This is a genomic window from Flagellimonas sp. MMG031, from assembly GCF_040112705.1.
Taxonomy (GTDB): domain Bacteria; phylum Bacteroidota; class Bacteroidia; order Flavobacteriales; family Flavobacteriaceae; genus Flagellimonas.
Genome location: NZ_CP157804.1, coordinates 2,799,556 through 2,817,886, shown reverse-complemented (window position 1 = coordinate 2,817,886; position 18,331 = coordinate 2,799,556). Strand labels below are relative to the sequence as shown.

The 18,331-nt window shown below is 44.2% G+C and carries 15 protein-coding genes; 3 read left to right on the top strand and 12 right to left on the bottom strand.

From position 1 onward, the window contains the following. The first annotated feature begins 24 nt into the window (after positions 1-24). Positions 25-1,707, top strand: coding sequence for a histidine--tRNA ligase (hisS, locus tag ABNE31_RS12790; RefSeq protein WP_349351411.1), 1,683 nt, complete (start codon positions 25-27; stop codon positions 1,705-1,707). Here the strand turns inward: hisS and ABNE31_RS12785 are convergent. Beyond that, positions 1,697-2,245: an NUDIX domain-containing protein gene (locus tag ABNE31_RS12785; RefSeq protein WP_349351410.1), complete on the bottom strand. Its 549-nt coding sequence runs from the start codon at positions 2,243-2,245 to the stop codon at positions 1,697-1,699. The two genes, hisS and ABNE31_RS12785, sit on opposite strands and share 11 nt — an antisense overlap. Before the next feature lie 83 nt (positions 2,246-2,328). Then, entirely contained in the window at positions 2,329-3,417 is a 1,089-nt protein-coding gene (locus ABNE31_RS12780; RefSeq protein WP_179383950.1) for a M42 family metallopeptidase, read from the bottom strand. Between the two features lie 102 nt (positions 3,418-3,519). Here ABNE31_RS12780 and ABNE31_RS12775 point away from each other — a divergent pair, with 102 nt between their 5' ends. Further along, positions 3,520-4,239 (top strand): DUF4294 domain-containing protein, encoded by a 720-nt coding sequence (locus ABNE31_RS12775; RefSeq protein ID WP_179383949.1) that lies wholly within the window; start codon positions 3,520-3,522, stop codon positions 4,237-4,239. On the opposite strand, the gene ABNE31_RS12770 is transcribed toward ABNE31_RS12775, so the two are convergent. Further along, a complete protein-coding gene (locus ABNE31_RS12770) occupies positions 4,236-4,472 on the bottom strand; it encodes a DUF6095 family protein (protein ID WP_349351409.1) in 237 nt (78 codons plus the stop codon). The genes ABNE31_RS12775 and ABNE31_RS12770 overlap by 4 nt on opposite strands. 57 nt (positions 4,473-4,529) lie before the next feature. Between ABNE31_RS12770 and ABNE31_RS12765 the strand changes: the two genes are divergently transcribed. Then, positions 4,530-5,849: a GntP family permease gene (locus ABNE31_RS12765; protein WP_349351408.1), complete on the top strand. Its 1,320-nt coding sequence runs from the start codon at positions 4,530-4,532 to the stop codon at positions 5,847-5,849. 7 nt (positions 5,850-5,856) lie between these two features. Here the strand turns inward: ABNE31_RS12765 and ABNE31_RS12760 are convergent, their stop codons facing one another. The 9 genes from ABNE31_RS12760 to ABNE31_RS12720 form a co-directional block, all read right to left on the bottom strand. Continuing rightward, complete coding sequence (locus ABNE31_RS12760) at positions 5,857-6,741, bottom strand: DUF4249 family protein (protein WP_349351407.1); 885 nt, start codon at positions 6,739-6,741, stop codon at positions 5,857-5,859. A 139-nt stretch (positions 6,742-6,880) separates the two neighbouring features. Then, positions 6,881-7,774, bottom strand: a complete 894-nt coding sequence (locus tag ABNE31_RS12755) for a DUF4249 family protein (RefSeq protein ID WP_349351406.1) — start codon at positions 7,772-7,774, stop codon at positions 6,881-6,883. Positions 7,775-7,778: 4 nt separating this feature from the next. Then, positions 7,779-10,178 (bottom strand): TonB-dependent receptor, encoded by a 2,400-nt coding sequence (locus ABNE31_RS12750; RefSeq protein ID WP_179383944.1) that lies wholly within the window; start codon positions 10,176-10,178, stop codon positions 7,779-7,781. A 252-nt stretch (positions 10,179-10,430) separates the two neighbouring features. Beyond that, positions 10,431-12,650 carry an NADP-dependent isocitrate dehydrogenase gene (locus tag ABNE31_RS12745; RefSeq protein WP_349351405.1) on the bottom strand — a complete coding sequence of 740 codons (2,220 nt, stop codon included), beginning with the start codon at positions 12,648-12,650 and terminating at the stop codon, positions 10,431-10,433. Positions 12,651-13,267: 617 nt separating this feature from the next. Beyond that, a complete protein-coding gene (gene rplS, locus ABNE31_RS12740; RefSeq protein ID WP_163627495.1) occupies positions 13,268-13,618 on the bottom strand; it encodes a 50S ribosomal protein L19 in 351 nt (116 codons plus the stop codon). A 123-nt stretch (positions 13,619-13,741) separates the two neighbouring features. Continuing rightward, entirely contained in the window at positions 13,742-14,422 is a 681-nt protein-coding gene (trmD, locus tag ABNE31_RS12735; protein ID WP_349351404.1) for a tRNA (guanosine(37)-N1)-methyltransferase TrmD, read from the bottom strand. Positions 14,423-14,628: 206 nt separating this feature from the next. Further along, a complete protein-coding gene (locus ABNE31_RS12730; protein ID WP_179383941.1) occupies positions 14,629-15,222 on the bottom strand; it encodes a tRNA (guanine-N1)-methyltransferase in 594 nt (197 codons plus the stop codon). A 108-nt stretch (positions 15,223-15,330) separates the two neighbouring features. Beyond that, positions 15,331-16,779: a glyceraldehyde-3-phosphate dehydrogenase gene (locus tag ABNE31_RS12725; protein WP_349351403.1), complete on the bottom strand. Its 1,449-nt coding sequence runs from the start codon at positions 16,777-16,779 to the stop codon at positions 15,331-15,333. A gap of 130 nt (positions 16,780-16,909) precedes the next feature. After that, positions 16,910-18,307 carry a trypsin-like peptidase domain-containing protein gene (locus tag ABNE31_RS12720; protein WP_293282324.1) on the bottom strand — a complete coding sequence of 466 codons (1,398 nt, stop codon included), beginning with the start codon at positions 18,305-18,307 and terminating at the stop codon, positions 16,910-16,912. Between the last annotated feature and the right edge of the window lie 24 nt (positions 18,308-18,331).

The window sequence follows — 18,331 nt, the reverse complement described above, 5'->3', positions numbered from 1 at the left end:
ATTTGCACGAGAATGTAAGATCAAATGGCAAAAAAACCATCCATACCTAAAGGAACCCGAGATTTTTCACCCGCCGAGGTGGCCAAGCGTAACTATATCATCCAAACCATTAAAAAGCATTTTGAAACCTTTGGTTTTCAACCCATCGAGACCCCGTCTTTTGAGAATGCGGAGACGCTTATGGGAAAATATGGGGACGAAGGCGACCGCCTGATTTTCAAGATTTTGAATTCCGGTGAGTTTTTAAAGGATTTTAATTATTTATTGATTGAAGTCGCAAAGTCGGTTTTATATAATCTGCATTTGAAGCTTAAGAACCCCGAAATTTCATTGAGTTTAAATGAAATTTTAAGGGATGATAAATTTGTTAAATTCATTTTGAAGAGTAACAATAAGAGAATTATTGGACTGAAGTCAAAGTCTAATTTTGATGAACTGATTTTCTTAAAAGATTTATTTTTCAGAATTGAGAATGGACTTTTATCAGATTCGAAAAAGATTCAATCCTTTTTAAAAAGAGATATAGATGATTTGAATGATCATTCAATGAGAATATATGGTGATTTTTATTTTAATCTTGAGTCAGCCTACCTAACCAATTTTATCTCCGAAAAAGCCCTCCGCTACGACCTTACCGTGCCTTTTGCCCGCTACGTGGTGATGCACCAAAACGAAATTGATTTTCCGTTCAAACGGTATCAAATTCAGCCGGTATGGCGTGCCGACCGTCCCCAAAAAGGGCGTTTCCGTGAGTTTTACCAATGCGATGCTGATGTGGTCGGGGCAAATTCGTTGTTGCAGGAAGTGGAGTTTGTACAGCTTTACGATGCCGTTTTTACAGACTTGGGGCTAAAAGGGACAACCATCAAAATCAATAACCGCAAAATTCTATCCGGCATTGCCGAGGTGATTGGCGCACAACAGTTGCTGGTCGATTTTACCGTGGCCTTGGATAAGTTGGACAAGATAGGAGAGGAGAAAGTAAAGGCCGAGATGATCGAAAAAGGCATCTCCGAGGCAGCCATTACCAAGGCACAACCTTTGTTCGAGATGACAGGAACCGCTTCCGAACAATTGGAACAGCTTAAAACCATTCTAGCGGAATCCAAAGTGGGCATGTTGGGAGTTTCTGAACTGGAAGAAATCATCGCTACGGTTGATATGTTGGGATTACAATCGGCCATGCTTCAATTGGACGTGACTCTTGCCCGCGGACTCAACTACTATACCGGAGCCATTTTTGAGGTGGCCGCTCCAGACGGTGTCCAAATGGGCTCTATTGGTGGTGGTGGTCGCTACGACGACCTTACGGGTATTTTTGGACTGAAAGATGTGAGCGGTGTGGGGATTTCCTTTGGATTGGATCGTATTTATCTGGTTTTGGAAGAATTGAACCTGTTCCCTGACAGCTTGGATACATCATTGGACGTACTTTGCCTCAACTTTGGTGAAAATGAGGGAAGGGCAGCCTTGCAATTGGTGTCAGGACTTCGCAAACATGGGCTCCGGGCCGATTTGTACCCTACGGACACCAAAGTGCAAAAGCAATTCAAATATGCGGACAAAAGGGGAGTGCCCTATACCATTCTTTTGGGTGACCAAGAGCTGACCGATGGCAAGTTTGTGGTTAAAAATATGAAGACTGGAGACCAAAAATCGTTTGCGTTGGATAGTGTAGAAGCTTTTGTGGAGCAGCTCAGGTCCTAGCTTTAATAGCCTGTATGATTTTTTTGTAATAGGTGGGACCATGCGGCACGTACTTGCCCGTATTGGCAAGACCCCACGTTTCTTCGGCAAACCTGAAAAGCGGAATCAAATCCAGAGCTTCCACTTCGCTTTCCTGTTTGGTTAGATTTGTGAAAGGCGTCTCAAGCTCACACAAAAAGATATGATGGAGTTCCGCATCGATGAAATCCTCTGAAATCTTATGGATAGCCTTAAAAGTACCGATGGCTTCCAAATCCTCTTCCGTAATTTGATAGCCTACTTCTTCCTCGACCTCACGTATTGCCGCAGTAACGATTGGCTCTCCAGATGCCACATGCCCTGCTACCGAAACGTCCCAAAGCAAAGGATGGGTAGCCTTATTTTTGCCACGTTGTTGTATCAGAACCCGACCGTCCGCGGTATACAACCAAATATGGACCGTAGGGTGCAACAATCCCTGGCGGTGTGCTTCCGATTTTAAACAGGATTTGCCTGTTGGTTTTCCCTCGTCGTCCAATATGTCCACCTTCTCGTCCATGGTACATAAAGATAAAAAAAAGTCACCCCGAAGCTGCTTCGAGATGACTTAATTTAAATGATTCCACTGAGAAACTGGCTCAGTTAATCAAAATAACTAAAGGTTTCCCCTTCCTTAATGTTCAATAAAGTTTCATAAATCAACCGGATCACATTCTCCACATCATCCTTATGAACCGTTTCTACCGTGGTGTGCATGTAGCGCAACGGCAACGAAATCAAAGCCGAGGCCACGCCACCATTGCTATATGCAAAGGCATCGGTATCGGTTCCCGTGTATCGGGAAGATGCATTGCGTTGGAACGGAATCTTATGGGCTTCCGCAGTCTCCAAAATACGTTCGCGCAATTTGTTCTGTACCGCAGGCGCATAAGCTATTACCGGACCGTCGCCAATCTTGGTCTCGCCTTCCGTCTTTTTATCGATCATTGGGGTGGTGGTGTCGTGGCACACATCTGTTACAATGGCCACATTCGGTTTAATGGTCTGTGTGATCATTTCCGCACCACGTAGCCCAATCTCTTCTTGTACCGAATTAGTGATGTACAGACCAAAGGGAAGCTCTTTTTTATTCTCTTTGAGCAAGCGGGCCACCTCTGCAATCATGTAACCGCCCATACGGTTGTCCAAGGCCCTACAAACAAACTTGTCCTTGTTCAAAATTTCGAACTGGTCAGGGTAAGTGATGACGCATCCTACGTGAACGCCCATTTCCTCCACCTCTTTCTTGTCCTTTGCACCAATATCGATGAAGATGTTGTCCAACTTTGGCGGTTCCTCTTTCTCCTTATTTCTGGTGTGGATGGCGGGCCATCCGAAAACTCCTTTTACAATACCATTTTTGGTATGGATATTCACCCATTTGGATGGGGCGATCTGGTGGTCGCTTCCCCCGTTTCGGATAACGTAGAGCAACCCTTCGTCGGTGATATAGTTCACATACCACGAAATTTCATCGGAGTGGCCTTCGATGACAACTCTATATTTGGCATTTGGATTGATAACACCTACCGCCGTGCCGTAAGTGTCGGTAATAAACTCATCCACATAGGGCCTCACATAGTCCATCCAAATTTTTTGTCCGGCGAGCTCATAGCCCGTGGGCGAGGCGTTGTTCAAATATCTTTCTAAAAATTCAAGCGATTTTTCGTTGATGATTTTCTCTTTTGCCATGTATCTGATTTAGTACACAAACATACTAATATTCACTTTTATTTAATAGCCAAATCATACCTTTATCCTTACTTTTGGCAGGACTATTGAGAAAGAATTGTGATGTTACGTAACACTCTTCTGCTTGTATTTTTGGCGATTGCCGCCATTGGGTTTGCCCAGGAACCGCAAAAGGATTCGCTGGTTTACCCGCGGGATTCCATTGCCCAAGATTCCATCGAGGACTATTATGTGAGGTTTGAGGGAGATTCTATTTTGATGAGCTCCATTGAACTGGACGAAGTCTATCTTTTCGGACAATTGGACTTTGCCAGCCAACAGGACAAACTACGGTATTACATTCTACGAAGAAAAACCTTGAAGGTGTATCCCTACGCCAAATTGGCTGCAGAGCGCTTAGTGGAACTGAACGATAGTCTTGAGCTCATCAAAAAAAGAAGGCACCAACGGCGATATACCCGAAAGGTGCAAAAATATATTGAGGGGGAATTTTCTGAAGAGCTGAAAAAGTTGACCCGAACCGAAGGACAGATTTTGGTCAAATTGATCCATAGGCAAACGGGTACCACCGCTTTTGATTTGGTGAAGGACCTCCGCAGTGGGTGGCGGGCATTTTGGTACAATACCACGGCCAGTCTGTTCAAGATCAGTTTAAAGGAAGAGTTTAAGCCCGAAGAGGTCCATGAGGACTATTTGATAGAGGACATTTTACAGCGTGCCTTTGCTGCCAGTCGATTGGAGCGGCAAAAATCGGTATTGGACTACGATTATGCACAACTGACCAATAAGTGGAAAAATACGCCTCAAAAGACGAACGACTAATCCTTGGTCTTTTCTCCAAAAACGGCGTCCATAACAGTCTTTACGGAGCGAAAGCCCAAATAAATGGCCAATATAGCGCACGCAATGCCCAAGATGAGTACGGGCCAATAAAACGGGTGCCCCTCATTTTTAAACGCTTGGTAGATAAGAAACGGTCCCATAAACATGGCTACGACCGTAAACCCAAATGATTTGATACCTTTTACCAGAAGTTCCTTGTTCGTATGCCTCATGGGACCAAAGTAGGAATATTAGCTTATATTTAGCGGGTATTGCACTAAAAATCAACCATGGAAATGCTAGTTCTTGGGGTAGTGGTCCTATTTATCATTGTGGCCACTGTAAAATTTAAGATGCACCCCATCTTTTCGTTGACCATTGCAGCAGTGGCTTCTGGTTTTTTACTGGGCCTTGCCCCACAACACATCATGACCACCATGGCGGAAGGTTTCGGCAACACGCTTTCGGGCATAGGTCTGGTCATCGCTTTTGGAACGGTCATCGGAATTTATTTAGAAAAGACGGGAAGCACCCAAGTCTTGGCCAATAGTATTTTAAAGGTAATCGGATTAAAACGCTCCCCTTTGGCAATCAATCTGGCTGGATTTGTTATTTCCATCCCTGTATATTGTGATTCAGGATACATCATACTTTCTTCCTTGAACAAGGCCATCAGCAAAAAAACGGGTATACCTGCTCTAGTGTTTGCCATTGCCTTGGCCACGGGCTTGTATTCCGCCCATGTGTTTGTGCCTCCGACCCCTGGACCGTTGGCAGCAGCCGCTATTTTGGAGGCTGATTTGGGCATGGTGCTCATTTTTGGACTTTTGGTGGCCATACCTGTTTCCATTTCAGGTTATTTTTGGGCCCGGTTCATCGGGAAATCCCTTCAAGAAGATGATAGTACCAAAACCATAGAGCAAAAGGAAGAGGTTTTAGCCACCGTAAAGCCCTATCAGGCTTTTTTGCCTTTATTAGTGCCGATTGTATTGATAGCCATGAAATCCATCGTGGATTACCCGACACACCCTTTGGGAGAAGGATGGCTGTTCCAACTGTTCAACTTTTTGGGCAGTCCGGTAATAGCTTTGTTGATTGGTGTCTTTTTTGCTTTTGCTTTGGGTAGAAAGGTACCACAAGAAGATAAAAAAGGATGGGTTTCCGAAGCGTTCATGCAAGCGGGTGCCATTGTGTTGATCACAGGGGCAGGAGGGGCTTTTGGAGCCATTCTGCGAACCATGGATATTGCTTCCATCATCAATTTGGAGTCCAGCACAGGCGTTGGTGGACTTTTGATAGCTTTCGTTATCGCTGCGGTGCTCAAAACGGCCCAAGGTTCTTCAACGGTAGCGATTATTACCACTTCGGCCATTATTGCGCCTTTGTTGGAGACTTTTGGTTTGATTTCGATTACGGATAAGGCTCTGGCTGTTCTGGCCGTTGGTGCGGGCGCCATGACCGTTTCACACATCAATGACAGCTATTTTTGGGTGGTTTCCCAATTTTCCCATATGAAAGTAAAGACAGCGCTTAAAGGTCACACCCTTGGTACCTTGGTTCAGGGTACAATTGGACTTTTGGTGATTCTATTCCTTTATGCCGTAGTATAGAGATGAATTATGGGATGGTAAGGGTTGCGGTGTATTCCTGCACCATGGCAAAATAGCCGAGGGCGTAATCATTGGGTCGTTCTACATTATCAAATAGATTGATGTTGTCCAATCCCGTAATATCAAATACATTACCTCGCACGGTTGCCACGGGTGTTTGGAATACCCCACCATTGTTTTCCGTCTGCTCCAGTACCAAATCCATATAATTATAGAATTCTTCCGTAGCCCCTAGGATACTTACTGTAACGGTTTCTCCAGTGGTGATTTCATCATCATAGAAATAGGAAAATGAGAATTGCTGTCCCTGAAAGAATTCATCTTCCACCACCAAAAACTCACTGTTCATAAAATCAAAGAGGTAAAAGTTATCCTCATCTCCATTATCGGTAAAGGTGACGATGATTTCGGTCTCTTCTTCATTCAAAAAAGTATCCGTGCCTTGTTCCAGATTATCAATAGGAACGGTAGGGGCATATTCGGTTTGGGCATAGTACCTTTTCCCTTGATGTGTGATCTGAAGGATAAAAACTACACCAGGCTCTACAAAGGCGGTGCGTATTTGGTCTTGCTCCAGGTTTGGCACATAGATTCCACTGCCCAAATCTTTTTCAACAAGGGTAGAGAATGAAATATCCTCAAAAAGTCCACCACTCGTGGGTTTTCCATAGTAAATCAGCACGCTTTCGGCTTGTGTGGGCTGGTTCTCCTCGAAGAAATTGCTACTCTCCCTTAGTTTGATCTTTACATCTACCAATTCCTGACTTTTATCCACTCGGACAAGACCATCCACGATCAGCCGTGTTTCAACTTCCGGTAAGTCCACCTCAATCGTGTCCTCACAAGAAAAAAACAGGATGGCACATAACAGTATGGTAATCGCTTGTTTCATGGTTGATGTAAAAAAACGGCAGCAGCTTGTTCAGGAAATTTGATTACCCTCTTCCTTAAGGGTTTTTTTGGTCGTACTTAGTGAACAATTGCGCAGTCAATCCTTAAAATCAATTTGAACATTGCCTTGATATCATTAGCTAATCCGTAATCGTTAGTTCTCTGGAGAACTCTTGAACTACGCCAAAATAGCCCAATGCATAATCGTTTGGGCGTTCAACATTGTCCAAAATAGTAATATTGTCCAATCCCGTAATATCAAATACATTACCTCGTACGGTTGCCACGGGTGTTTGGAATACCCCACCATTGTTTTCCGTCTGCTCCAAGACCAAATCCATATAATTATAGAATTCTTCCGTAGCCCCTAGTATACTTACTGTAACGGTTTCTCCAGCGGTGATTTCATCATCATAGAAATAGGAAAATGAGAATTGTTGTCCCTGAAAGAATTCATCTTCCACTACCAAAAACTCACTGTTCATAAAATCAAAGACATAAAAGTTGTCCTCATCCCCATTATCCGTAAAGCTGACGATGATTTCAGTCTCCTCCTCGTCAAAGAGGGTGTCGGTTCCCTGTTCCAGATTGTCTATGGGAACGGTGGGGGCATATTCGGTCTGTGCAAAGTACTTTCTTCCCTTATGGGTAACCTGCAACACAAACACTACTCCGGGTTCCGCAGCGGCGGTACGAATACGTTGGTCCTCCATAAAAGTGGGGTCCGGCACGTATATACCAGAGCCCGGTGTTTCTTCGGTCAGGTTACTGAAGGCGATACTTTCAAAATTGCCATTCTCGAGCACCCCGTAGTAAATGAGGGCACTTTCGACTTGGGCCGGAGGATTATCCTCAAAAAAATTGCTGCTTTCCCGCATTTGGATGCGAACATCTATAAATTCCTGACTTTTGTCCACGCGCAACAGCCCATCTACCACGAGTCTGGTTTCTACCTCGGGCAGATCTACCTCGATGACGTCTTCGCAAGATGTCATGGCCAAAACGATAACCATAAGAGCGATAAGTTTCTTCATCTCACTAGAATTTAAAGTTATAGGTTACTGAGGGTACAATACCAAAAATAGAGGTACGGACGGCTTCGTTACGTCCTGTATCTTCGTTTTCCCTAAAATTGATAGAGGCGGCGTTCATGCGATTGTAGGCGTTATAAATACTGAACACCCATTCCGATTGAAATTTCCTTCCTTTATTTTTTCTTGGAGTCAATATGGCCGATATATCCAAACGGTGATAGTCCGGTAACCGTTCCTTGTTCCGCAACCCATAATAAGGTACACTCACACCTTCAAACTCAAATTGGCCTATGGGATAATTGGTGGGCTGCCCGGTTTGATAGACAAAGTTGGCGTTGAAGCTCCACTTATCGTTCAATTCAAAACTGCCGTAGAGGGAAAGGTCATGTGTTTTGTCAAAGGGGGTACTGTACCAATCGCCAAAATTGATTCCAGTTTCCAGGTTGGAACGTCCAGAGTCAAAATTGAGTGTACGACCGGGGGTTCGTTGTTCAGAGCGGGATAAGGTGTAAGCCAACCACCCCTTAAATTGGCCTTCGTTTTTTCGCAGCAGGAGTTCCAGACCGTAGGCCCTGGCCTGTCCGTTGAGGATGACCTGTTCAATGGCATTATTGGCAATCAGATTGGCCCCATCAATATAATCTATCCGATTTTGAATGTCCTTGTAGAACACTTCGGTTTCCAAGGTGTAGGCCCCATTTTTTATGTTTCTAAAATAACCCATCGCGTATTGGTCCAGTAGTTGTGGCTCCACAAACGGTCCGCTGGGCGTCCACACATCCAACGGGGTAGGGGAGCTGGTATTGGACAATAAGTGAAGGTATTGTGCCAATCGTGTATAGCTCGCCTTGATGGAATTGTTTTCTTTAAAGGTGTAGGACATGGATACCCTGGGCTCCAAATTGAAAAATGACTTTAAGGTTCCGCTTCTTCCAGGGCTTATGGTGTCTATAGGTTTTGCTTCCCGATACGTAAGTGTAAAGGGGTCAAACTCGACAGGGTTGTTGTTTTGGTACACAAAGAACTCGTCCTGTCCAAAACGGTTGAACTGACTTGCCCTAAGCCCATATTGCATACTTAGGTTTTCAGTTATTTGATGTTCAAGGTCTACATAGACTGCATTTTCGTTGGCGTATTTTTTGGTCAGCTGCTCTTCAACAATACCGGAATCGGGACTGTTGGGCACAATCTTCCCGGGGTTGAACACGTAGTAGATGCTGTTGAGGCCATAATTCATCTGAAACTTATCATTTAGATAATGCTTCAGGTCATATTTTACATTGAAATTCTGAATCCCGGAATTCCACTCAAATCCAACAAAATCGAGTTCCAGACCGTAGTAATAATCAGAATAAATCAGGGAAAGGTTGGAAAAAAGTTTATCGGAAAACAAGTGGTTCCATCTGAGGTTTCCAACGGCATTCCCGTAAATGTTCACGAAGCGTTCGCTCACGTTAAATAAGTCCCGCCCAAAATAACCCGAAAGGAAAACACTGTTGTTCTCATTGATTTTATGGTTGATTTTGGTGTTCAAATCGTAGAAGTAGGCCTTGCTATTGACGTCGAACAGGGGCAGAAACAAGTGAGCGTAGGAGGCACGGCCGCCGATCAAGAATGCGGTACGGTCTTTTTGAATGGGCCCCTCCACCAGCAACCTGCTGGCTACCGCTCCAATCCCACCGTTGACCTTAAATTCTTTGCTGTTTCCTTCTTTTTGAAAGATTTCCAACACCGAGGACACCCTTCCGCCGTAGCGCGCAGGAATACCCCCCTTGAAGAGTTTTACGTCCTTTATGGCGTCCGGATTGAATACGGAAAAGAATCCGAAGAGGTGTGAAGAATTGAAGATTATCGCCTCGTCCAACAAGATAAGATTTTGGTCTACGGCACCACCCCGAACATTGAATCCGGAGGAAGCTTCACCAGCGTTGGTGATTCCAGGGAGCAATACCAAGGATTTGATAACGTCTGCTTCACCCAACACTACGGGAACCTGTTTTATGGTATTGGAGGAAAGGGACGTAACGCTCATTTGTGGCTTTCGTATATCGAGTTTTTCCACATCATCTGTGACGACCACCTCGGCAAGCTCTTCTGCCTTTTCTTCCAGTTTAAAGTCCAATTTTTGGTTTTGGTTCAAATTGATGGTGCGCACCACCTCTTGAAAACCTAAATAGCTCACAATAACTTGGTACTCACCTTCGGGCAGGGTAATGGAATAAAAGCCGTATTCGTTGGTCGTGGTACCTGTTCGTAGCTCGGAAATGGCCACGGTGACCCCGATAAGGGTTTCATTACTGGAAGCTTCGGAAATGGTACCGCTCAACGTATAGCGTTCTTGGGCGTGTATCACAAAAAAATGCCCAAACAGGGCTAGCAACAACGCAAGATAATGTCTGGGCATTCGATTGTTTTTTTTAAAAGTACGTATTTATGGCAGAGTGAAAAAGGGAAAGTGGGAAACCATCCACATTTTAACATTTTGGTCCAAGAATAAAAAAAGGCCGTCTAAAAAGCATTAATATTTGAACTTTGTTAGGTTGAGCGCAGTCGAAACCCATTGATTTTCAAAGTCTCTTAAGTTCTCGACTAAGCTCGAACTGACAGGCAAACTGCTTTTCGGACGGCCTAAAGAATTGTAGTTACGTTATTTTGCCTACCCGATCGAACTCAAAATCTGGTTCAATGTTGCACTGGGACGCATGGCTTTGGATGCTTTTTCCGGGTTTGGAAGGTAATACCCTCCGATATCCATGGGCGACCCTTGGGCATCGATCAATTCTTGGGCGATTTTCTGCTCGTTGGTGGACATGGCTTCGTACACTTTAGAGAAGATGGTTTTCAATTCTTGATCTTGTTCTTGCTTGGCCAATTGCTCTGCCCAATATAGGGCAAGGTAGAAATGGCTGCCCCGGGTATCCAGTTCGTTCACTTTACGTGAGGGCGATTTATCCTGATTCAAAAATTCTTCGGTGGCCTTGTCCAATGCTTCGGACAATATGAGAGCTTTGCTGTTCTTGTTCTTTTCCCCGTAAAACTCCAATGAAACGGCCAACGCCAGAAATTCTCCCAAAGAATCCCATCGTAAGTGACCTTCTTCCAAAAATTGCTCTACGTGTTTTGGGGCAGAACCTCCGGCACCTGTTTCAAATAAACCACCTCCATTCATCAAAGGAACGATGGACAACATCTTGGCACTGGTTCCTACTTCGAGAATGGGGAAAAGGTCCGTTAGGTAATCCCGCAATACGTTACCGGAAACGGAAATCGTGTCCTTGCCATCTTTCATGCGCTTCAAGGTAAACTTGGTCGCTTCGATAGGGGATAGGATTCGAATATCCAATCCTTCCGTATCATGGTCTTTTAGGTATAGATTGACCTTTTTGATCAGTTCTGCGTCGTGGGCCCTTTCGGCATCCAACCAGAAAACGGCGGGCGTATTGGTTGCCCTGGCTCGGGAAACTGCCAGTTTTACCCAATCCTGGACTGGGGCATCCTTTACCTGGCACATTCTCCAAATATCTCCTTCTTCTACCTTGTGCTCAATCAAGGTTTTTCCGTTGGCGTCTACCACTTTTACGGTTCCAGCCGTCTCAATTTCAAACGTTTTGTCGTGCGAACCGTATTCTTCGGCTTTTTGGGCCATCAAACCTACATTGGGCACTGTTCCCATGGTAGTAGGGTCGAAGGCGCCGTGCTCTTTGCAGAAATCAATGGTCGCTTGGTAAACGCCAGAGTAACTGCTGTCAGGAATGATTGCCTTGGTATCTTGAAGTTCTCCATTTTTGTCCCACATTTTACCAGAATTTCTGATCATGGCGGGCATGGAAGCGTCAATAATGACATCGCTGGGTACATGAAGGTTGGTGATTCCCTTATCGGAATTCACCATGGCCAAATCGGGTCCATTGTCGATGCTGGCCTTGATGGCTGCTTCAATTTCTTTGTGCTGCTCTTCGGGCAGTTCCCCGATTTTGTCCAATAAGGTTTCCAATCCATTGTTAGGGTTGATGCCCAACTTTTGGAAGGTGTCGCCATAGGTCTTGAACAGTTCGGAGAAGTATACTTCCAAAGCATGACCAAAAATGATCGGGTCGGAAACCTTCATCATGGTCGCCTTGAAATGGAGTGATAACAACAGGTTCTTCTCTCTTGCATCGGCAATTTCCTTGGTCAAAAACTCCACCAATGCTTTTTTGCTCATGACGGTGGCATCGATGACCTCGCCTTTAAGAAGGGAAAGTTTATCCTTGAGCACCGTAGTGTTTCCGTTGGCATCCACTAACTCAATGCGAACATCTCCCGCGCTTTCCATCGTCAACGACTTTTCGTTGGATTTAAAGTCGCCGTGTGACATGGTAGCTACGTGGGTCTTGGAGTCGGAGGACCATTCGCCCATGGTGTGCGGATGTGCCTTGGCGTAATTTTTTACGGCTTTTGGTGCCCTACGGTCGGAGTTGCCTTCGCGCAGTACAGGGTTTACGGCACTTCCTTTTACTTTATCGTATTTAGTCTTGATGGCCTTTTCCTCATCTGTTTTGGGTTCGTCCGGATAGTCGGGCAGTGGGTAGCCTTTTTCTTGTAGTTCTTCGATGGCTTCCTTTAGCTGAGGAATGGAGGCACTGATATTCGGTAATTTGATGATATTGGCCTCTGGTGTCTTGGCAAGTTCGCCCAAAATGGACAAATCGTCCGGAACTTGTTGCTCCTCGGTCAATAATTCTGGAAACATGGCTGCAATTCTACCGGCCAAAGAGATGTCCTTGGTCTCAACGGAAATGTCAGCAGTTTCGGTAAAGGATTTTACAATGGGTAAGAAGGATAGTGTTGCTAAGGCAGGTGCCTCATCTGTTTTGGTATAATAAAGTTTAGCCATTTATATGTATTTGTTTGAGCGGTTGCAAATATACGATTTATGGACGGTGAAGGAAGAATGGAAGTGATTAAAAGTGTGGGCTTTTGCTGCGAATTTGTTAAAAAACAAAAGCCATTTCCTTGTTTTTACCAAGGAGATGGCTTTCAGATAGGACTCAGGAAAAGTTTGGTGGTACCAAACTACAATCGTTTCGAATGCACCTTTGCCCTTTCGACGTTTGCTTTGCTATGCTCTTAATTTTTCAACTAATCTACATTCTGCAAAGTATGCTGTGGTTTCCTAAACTTTATCAAAACGGAAAATTGCTCTTCCGTTCGCACATAAAATTCTATTTCTCATTAGTATTTGCCAAAGCATATCCTAAATCGAAAATCCTTTTGTGATCAGTAGTGTTACTAATTCCAAGGATATCCACAGTTTTAAAGAACGTCAACTTTAAGGCGATATAATGATGATGGTATCATTATTATATCTGTTGCTAAAGTAGTTTGACAATGTGAAGAAAGCAAATTTTTAAAGCATTAAAAATCAACACGATATGAACCAATGTTATTAACAATTGTTCATAAAAAAAGCACCCGATTTCAGGTGCTTTTTCTTGTAATGTGGGATAAAAACTATCCCTTAACTTCTTTGATACGGGCCTTTTTACCGGTAAGACCTCTAAAGTAGAAGATTCTGGATCTACGTACTTTACCTTTTTTATTTACTTCAATTCTTTGCAAAGCTGGCATGTTTACTGGGAAAATTCTTTCCACACCAACAGTACCGGACATTTTGCGAATGGTGAAGGTTTCGGTGGCACCGCTACCTCTTCGTTGAATCACCACACCCTTAAAGAACTGGGTACGTGTTTTTTCACCTTCCTTGATTTCGTAATAAACAGTGATGGTGTCACCAGCTGAAAATTTTGGAAATTCTTTTTTTGGAACAAATTCGTCTTCAACAAATTTTACTAAGGATTCCATTTTTGTCTTTTTAATTGTTTGGGTCAAGACCAACTTTCACGGATTTCGTCAGAGGTTGATTTTGAGATTGCAAAAGTAATGCAATATTTAGAAATAGCAAGCTGTTTTTTTGACTTTTCAGTCTTACTCATTTTCCAATAGGTCGGGCCTTCTTTGGCGGGTGCGTTCAAGGGCTTGTTGTTCCCGCCATTTTTCGATTTTGGGGAAGTTGCCGCTCAACAATATCTTGGGTACTTCCATTCCTTTGTATTCTGCTGGACGGGTATACACGGGCGGTGCCAATAAATTATCCTGAAAGGTATCGGTAAGGGCGGAGGTTTCATCGTTCAACACGCCCGGAAGCAAACGGATTACAGCATCGCACAAGATGGCTGCGGCCAATTCCCCTCCCGAAAGCACATAATCCCCAATGGAAATTTCACGGGTCACGAACATATCCCTTACCCTTTGGTCCACACCCTTGTAATGCCCGCAAAGCACAATAATGTTCCCTTTCATGGAAATCTCATTGGCCATACCTTGGTTCAGGGTGTTTCCATCGGGGGTCATGTAAATCACTTCGTCATAATCCCGTTGTGCTTTGAGTTCGGAAATGCACTTATCAATAGGTTCCACCATCATGACCATACCGGCCCCGCCACCAAACTGGTAGTCGTCCACTTGTTTGTAATTTCCCGAAGCATAATCCCTCAAATTATGAAGATGCACCTCTACCAATCCTTTTTCAATGGCTCGCTTTAGGATAGAAGCTTCAAAAGGACTTTGCAGAAGTTCGGGAAGTACGGTAATGATGTCAATCCGCATGGAGTTGTATGCTGAATGTTAGTATGCCGCAAAAGTAATCAAACGTATTGTAAAAAGGATCAAAAAGGAAAAGGCTGTCTAAAAGCGGTAATGTTTGAACTTTGTCAGGTTGAGCGCAGTCGAAACCCATTGATTATCAACGCATCTTACGTTCTCGACTGCGCTCGAACTGACAGGTAAACCGATTTTTAGACAGCCTCTTTCACCTATTTTTTCTGCTTGTTCAGCTCATCCTGCAGTTGTCTGCTGATTTTCTGCTCGCGCTCCAAAGCCCGTCGCCTGTGGTTCTGATATTCTTCCTCCAAGTCGGCAAGGGCAGATTTGGCCTGCTGCGTCAAGAAATTACTGTTCCTGAACCTGTAGATAAAGAACAGCAAAAGCAGCAGCAATCCAAAAATGATGGACCACAAAATAAAATTGTAGGTTCCTTTGCTCACCATGGCTCCAAAAAACGAAATACTGTCCTTTTCTTCGGTAACTGCATTCAACTTGTTGGTGGTTTCCTGCAGCTTGGTATTCAAATCCTCTATTTCGGCATCGTTGGCCGTAATGGTAGCCGATAGATCCTTGATGGTCTTGTTGGCCGTTTCTATGGAATCAAAGATGTTGTTCTTTGTTTTATAGAGGTCGGATAGTTTAATCACTTCATACTGGATACCGTTTGCGCGATAGTTCCCCGACTTGCTTTCCAGTTCCTCAAATTGTCCCCGTAGCGTATTGTCGGACTCTTCTTCCTGTGCTTGGACGGACAGTGTGGAAATAAGTAAGGTCAAGGCGAATAAAATGCGTAAATGCTTCATGTTCAATTATGTTCTCGTGTTAAATTTAGATTAAGGGCGGGACGAAATTACGTCAATAAACCAAATTTAAAAAACTGAAAGCCGGTTCTTTGAACATTTCATACCTCCTTAATAGTAGGTATAACGCCTAACTTTAGCGATATATTTCGCCAATCGGATAACTTGATGGGAATATCCGTACTCATTGTCATACCATATGTAAAGTACAATATTTTTCCCATCGGCCGACACAATGGTCGCCTTGCTGTCATAAATGGATGGCGCCGTGGTCCCTACAATGTCCGATGATACCAGTTCGTTGCTCAACGCATATTTGATCTGTTCCACCAAATCCCCTTCGAGGGCGTATTTTTTTAGGATGGTATCCACACCTTCCTTCGAGGTTTTATTTTTCACCTCTAGGTTAAGAATGGCCAAGGACCCATTGGGTACGGGAACCCGAATTGCATTGGATGTCAATTTTCCCTTTAGGGAAGGAAGCGCTTTGGCCACGGCGGTGCCCGCACCAGTTTCCGTAATCACCATGTTGAGCGCAGCAGCGCGACCCCTACGGTATTTGCTGTGCATATTGTCCACCAAATTTTGGTCGTTGGTGTAGGCATGTATGGTTTCCAAATGCCCTTTTTTAATGCCCAAGGAATCCTCTATCACCTTGAGAATGGGTGTAATGGCATTGGTGGTACAGGAAGCGGCAGAGTAAATGTTGGTTTTGTCAGGATCAAAATCCTTGTGATTTACCCCATGTACGATATTGGGCACCTCTTTTCCCGGAGCGGTGAGCAGCACCTTGCTCGCTCCTTTGGATTTTAAATGACGGGAAAGGGCCGTTTTGTCCCGAAATGCACCGGTATTGTCTATGATCAGGGCATTATTGATGCCGTGTTTGGTATAATCAATATCTTCGGGCTGGTTGGCATTGATTATTTTTACCGTTGTGCCGTTAATAATCAGCGCCTGTTTCTTGTCGTCCACATCCACGGTTCCGGTGAAGGGTCCGTGCACGGAGTCGGTTTTAAGGAGTGCCGCTCTTTTTTCGAGCATTTCCCTGTTCAATTCTCCACGTACCACAATCGCACGCAAGCGCAACTGACTTCCCCGTCCAGTTTTGGCCATAAGTTCACGTGCCACTAAACGCCCGATACGTCCAAAACCATAAAGCACCACGTCTTTGGGTTTGATAGCTTTTGATGATTGTGCATCTTTAAGTTTGTCAATTACGAACGCCTTTACATTGAGGTGGGCATTTTGGCTGGAGTTGTACTCGTAGGTCAATTTGCCAATATCCAGCTTGGCCGGAGGGAGGTTAAGGTCGTTTATGGCCCTTAATATTTCCACGGAATCAAAAATGGACATCGGTTTTTGAACAAATTCACCGGCATATTCGTGCAGGTTGATGATGTCGCTTACATTTTTGTCGATAATCTGGTTTTTGAACAAGACCACTTCAATGGCCTTGTCGTACCAGAGGTCGCTAATGATTTTGATGAATTCCGTAGTTGCTTTTCGCCTATCTGCTTGAAAGGCTAGCTCTTTTTCGTAGGAAGAATTGTCACTCATGGAAAATGGTTGCGGTTGTACAGTTTATATATTTTCGGCAAAAATAGATATTTCAAACGTTTTCGTAAAACATCTCGGATATAAAAAAAGCGTCTTTTTTAGAGACGCTTTTAAGTGTTTTTTAGGCACTTTATTGAAGGATCATATGTTCCTTTTCACCGTTCTGGTTGATCATGGTAAAACTGGTCCGTCCGTATCGGGAAATCTCACCAAAATATTTTTTGGCATCCTCAATATTATTGACCTTGTTTCCATCGACCTCCACAATAATTTTATCTTTCAAATCATACCTTTCATAGCCTTGGGGAACATCGGTGATTTTAACGCCTTTGGATACCCCGAATTTTTTAATGTCCTCCTTGCTCAGGTTTTTTACCCTAAAGGCGGTAGCTGGCAAAATAACGCTGTTTTGTTTTTTCAACGTCACATTTTTGACCAAGCTTTTGCCATCTCGGTCCAATGTGACCTGTACCACATCACCAGGTCTCTTGGCTGAAAGGTAACCGGTAAGTTCGGAGAACTTCTGGATTTCGATATTGTCTATCTTTTTGATGACGTCGCCTTCCATTAAACCGGCATCCTCGGCTCCGGATTCCTCTTCCACACCGGCAATATATACACCTTCGAGCTGGTCAAGACCCATTTCAATGGCAGCAGGTGAGTTCGTATTGGCGGCGGAAATGCCCAAAAGCCCTTTTTGCACATTACCAAACTCCATTATGTCCTCTACCACTTTCTTCGCGATATTGCTGGGCACCGCAAAGGCATAACCCACATACGAACCTGTTTGGGAGGTAATGGCCGTATTGATTCCGATAAGGTCTCCATTGGTGTTCACTAAGGCACCCCCGCTGTTCCCGGGATTCACCGCAGCATCGGTCTGGATAAACGATTGGGTTCTTGTCGGTGACAACGATCTGGCTTTGGCACTAACGATTCCAGCTGTTACTGTGGACGTCAAATTAAAAGGATTGCCTACGGCAAGCACCCATTCCCCAATTTTGGTATTGTCAGAATCACCAAAAGCCAAGTAAGGGAGTGCATTCTCCGCATCGATTTTCAGCAGGGCAATGTCGGAATCGGGGTCCGTTCCAATCACCTCGGCTTCGTAGGTTTTGTTGTTGTTCAAGGTAACTTCCAACTGGCTTGAGTTGGCAATCACATGATTGTTGGTGACAATATATCCATCTGGCGAAATGACAACGCCCGAACCTGTTCCTACTTGAGGGGTTTGTTGGCGCTCATACCCATAAAAGAACTCTGCAATACTGGATGGGCCTCTGCTCAAGGTCATATTTTTAACGTGCACCACGGAATTGACCGTTTTCTCGGCAGCCAAGGTGAAATCAACTTCATTGATTCCCGCCCCTCTGGCCGAAGTATCCAAATTACTGGTCGTCACCAAAGGCGTTTCCTCCTCAGAGGTGACCCACTTGTAGCTTTCCTTCTCAAAAAACAATTTATAAGCTCCCAGGGTAATAGCTCCTGCGAATACAGATACTAGGAGTAAACTTGCTATTTTCTTCATAATTCAATAATTATTTAACATTTA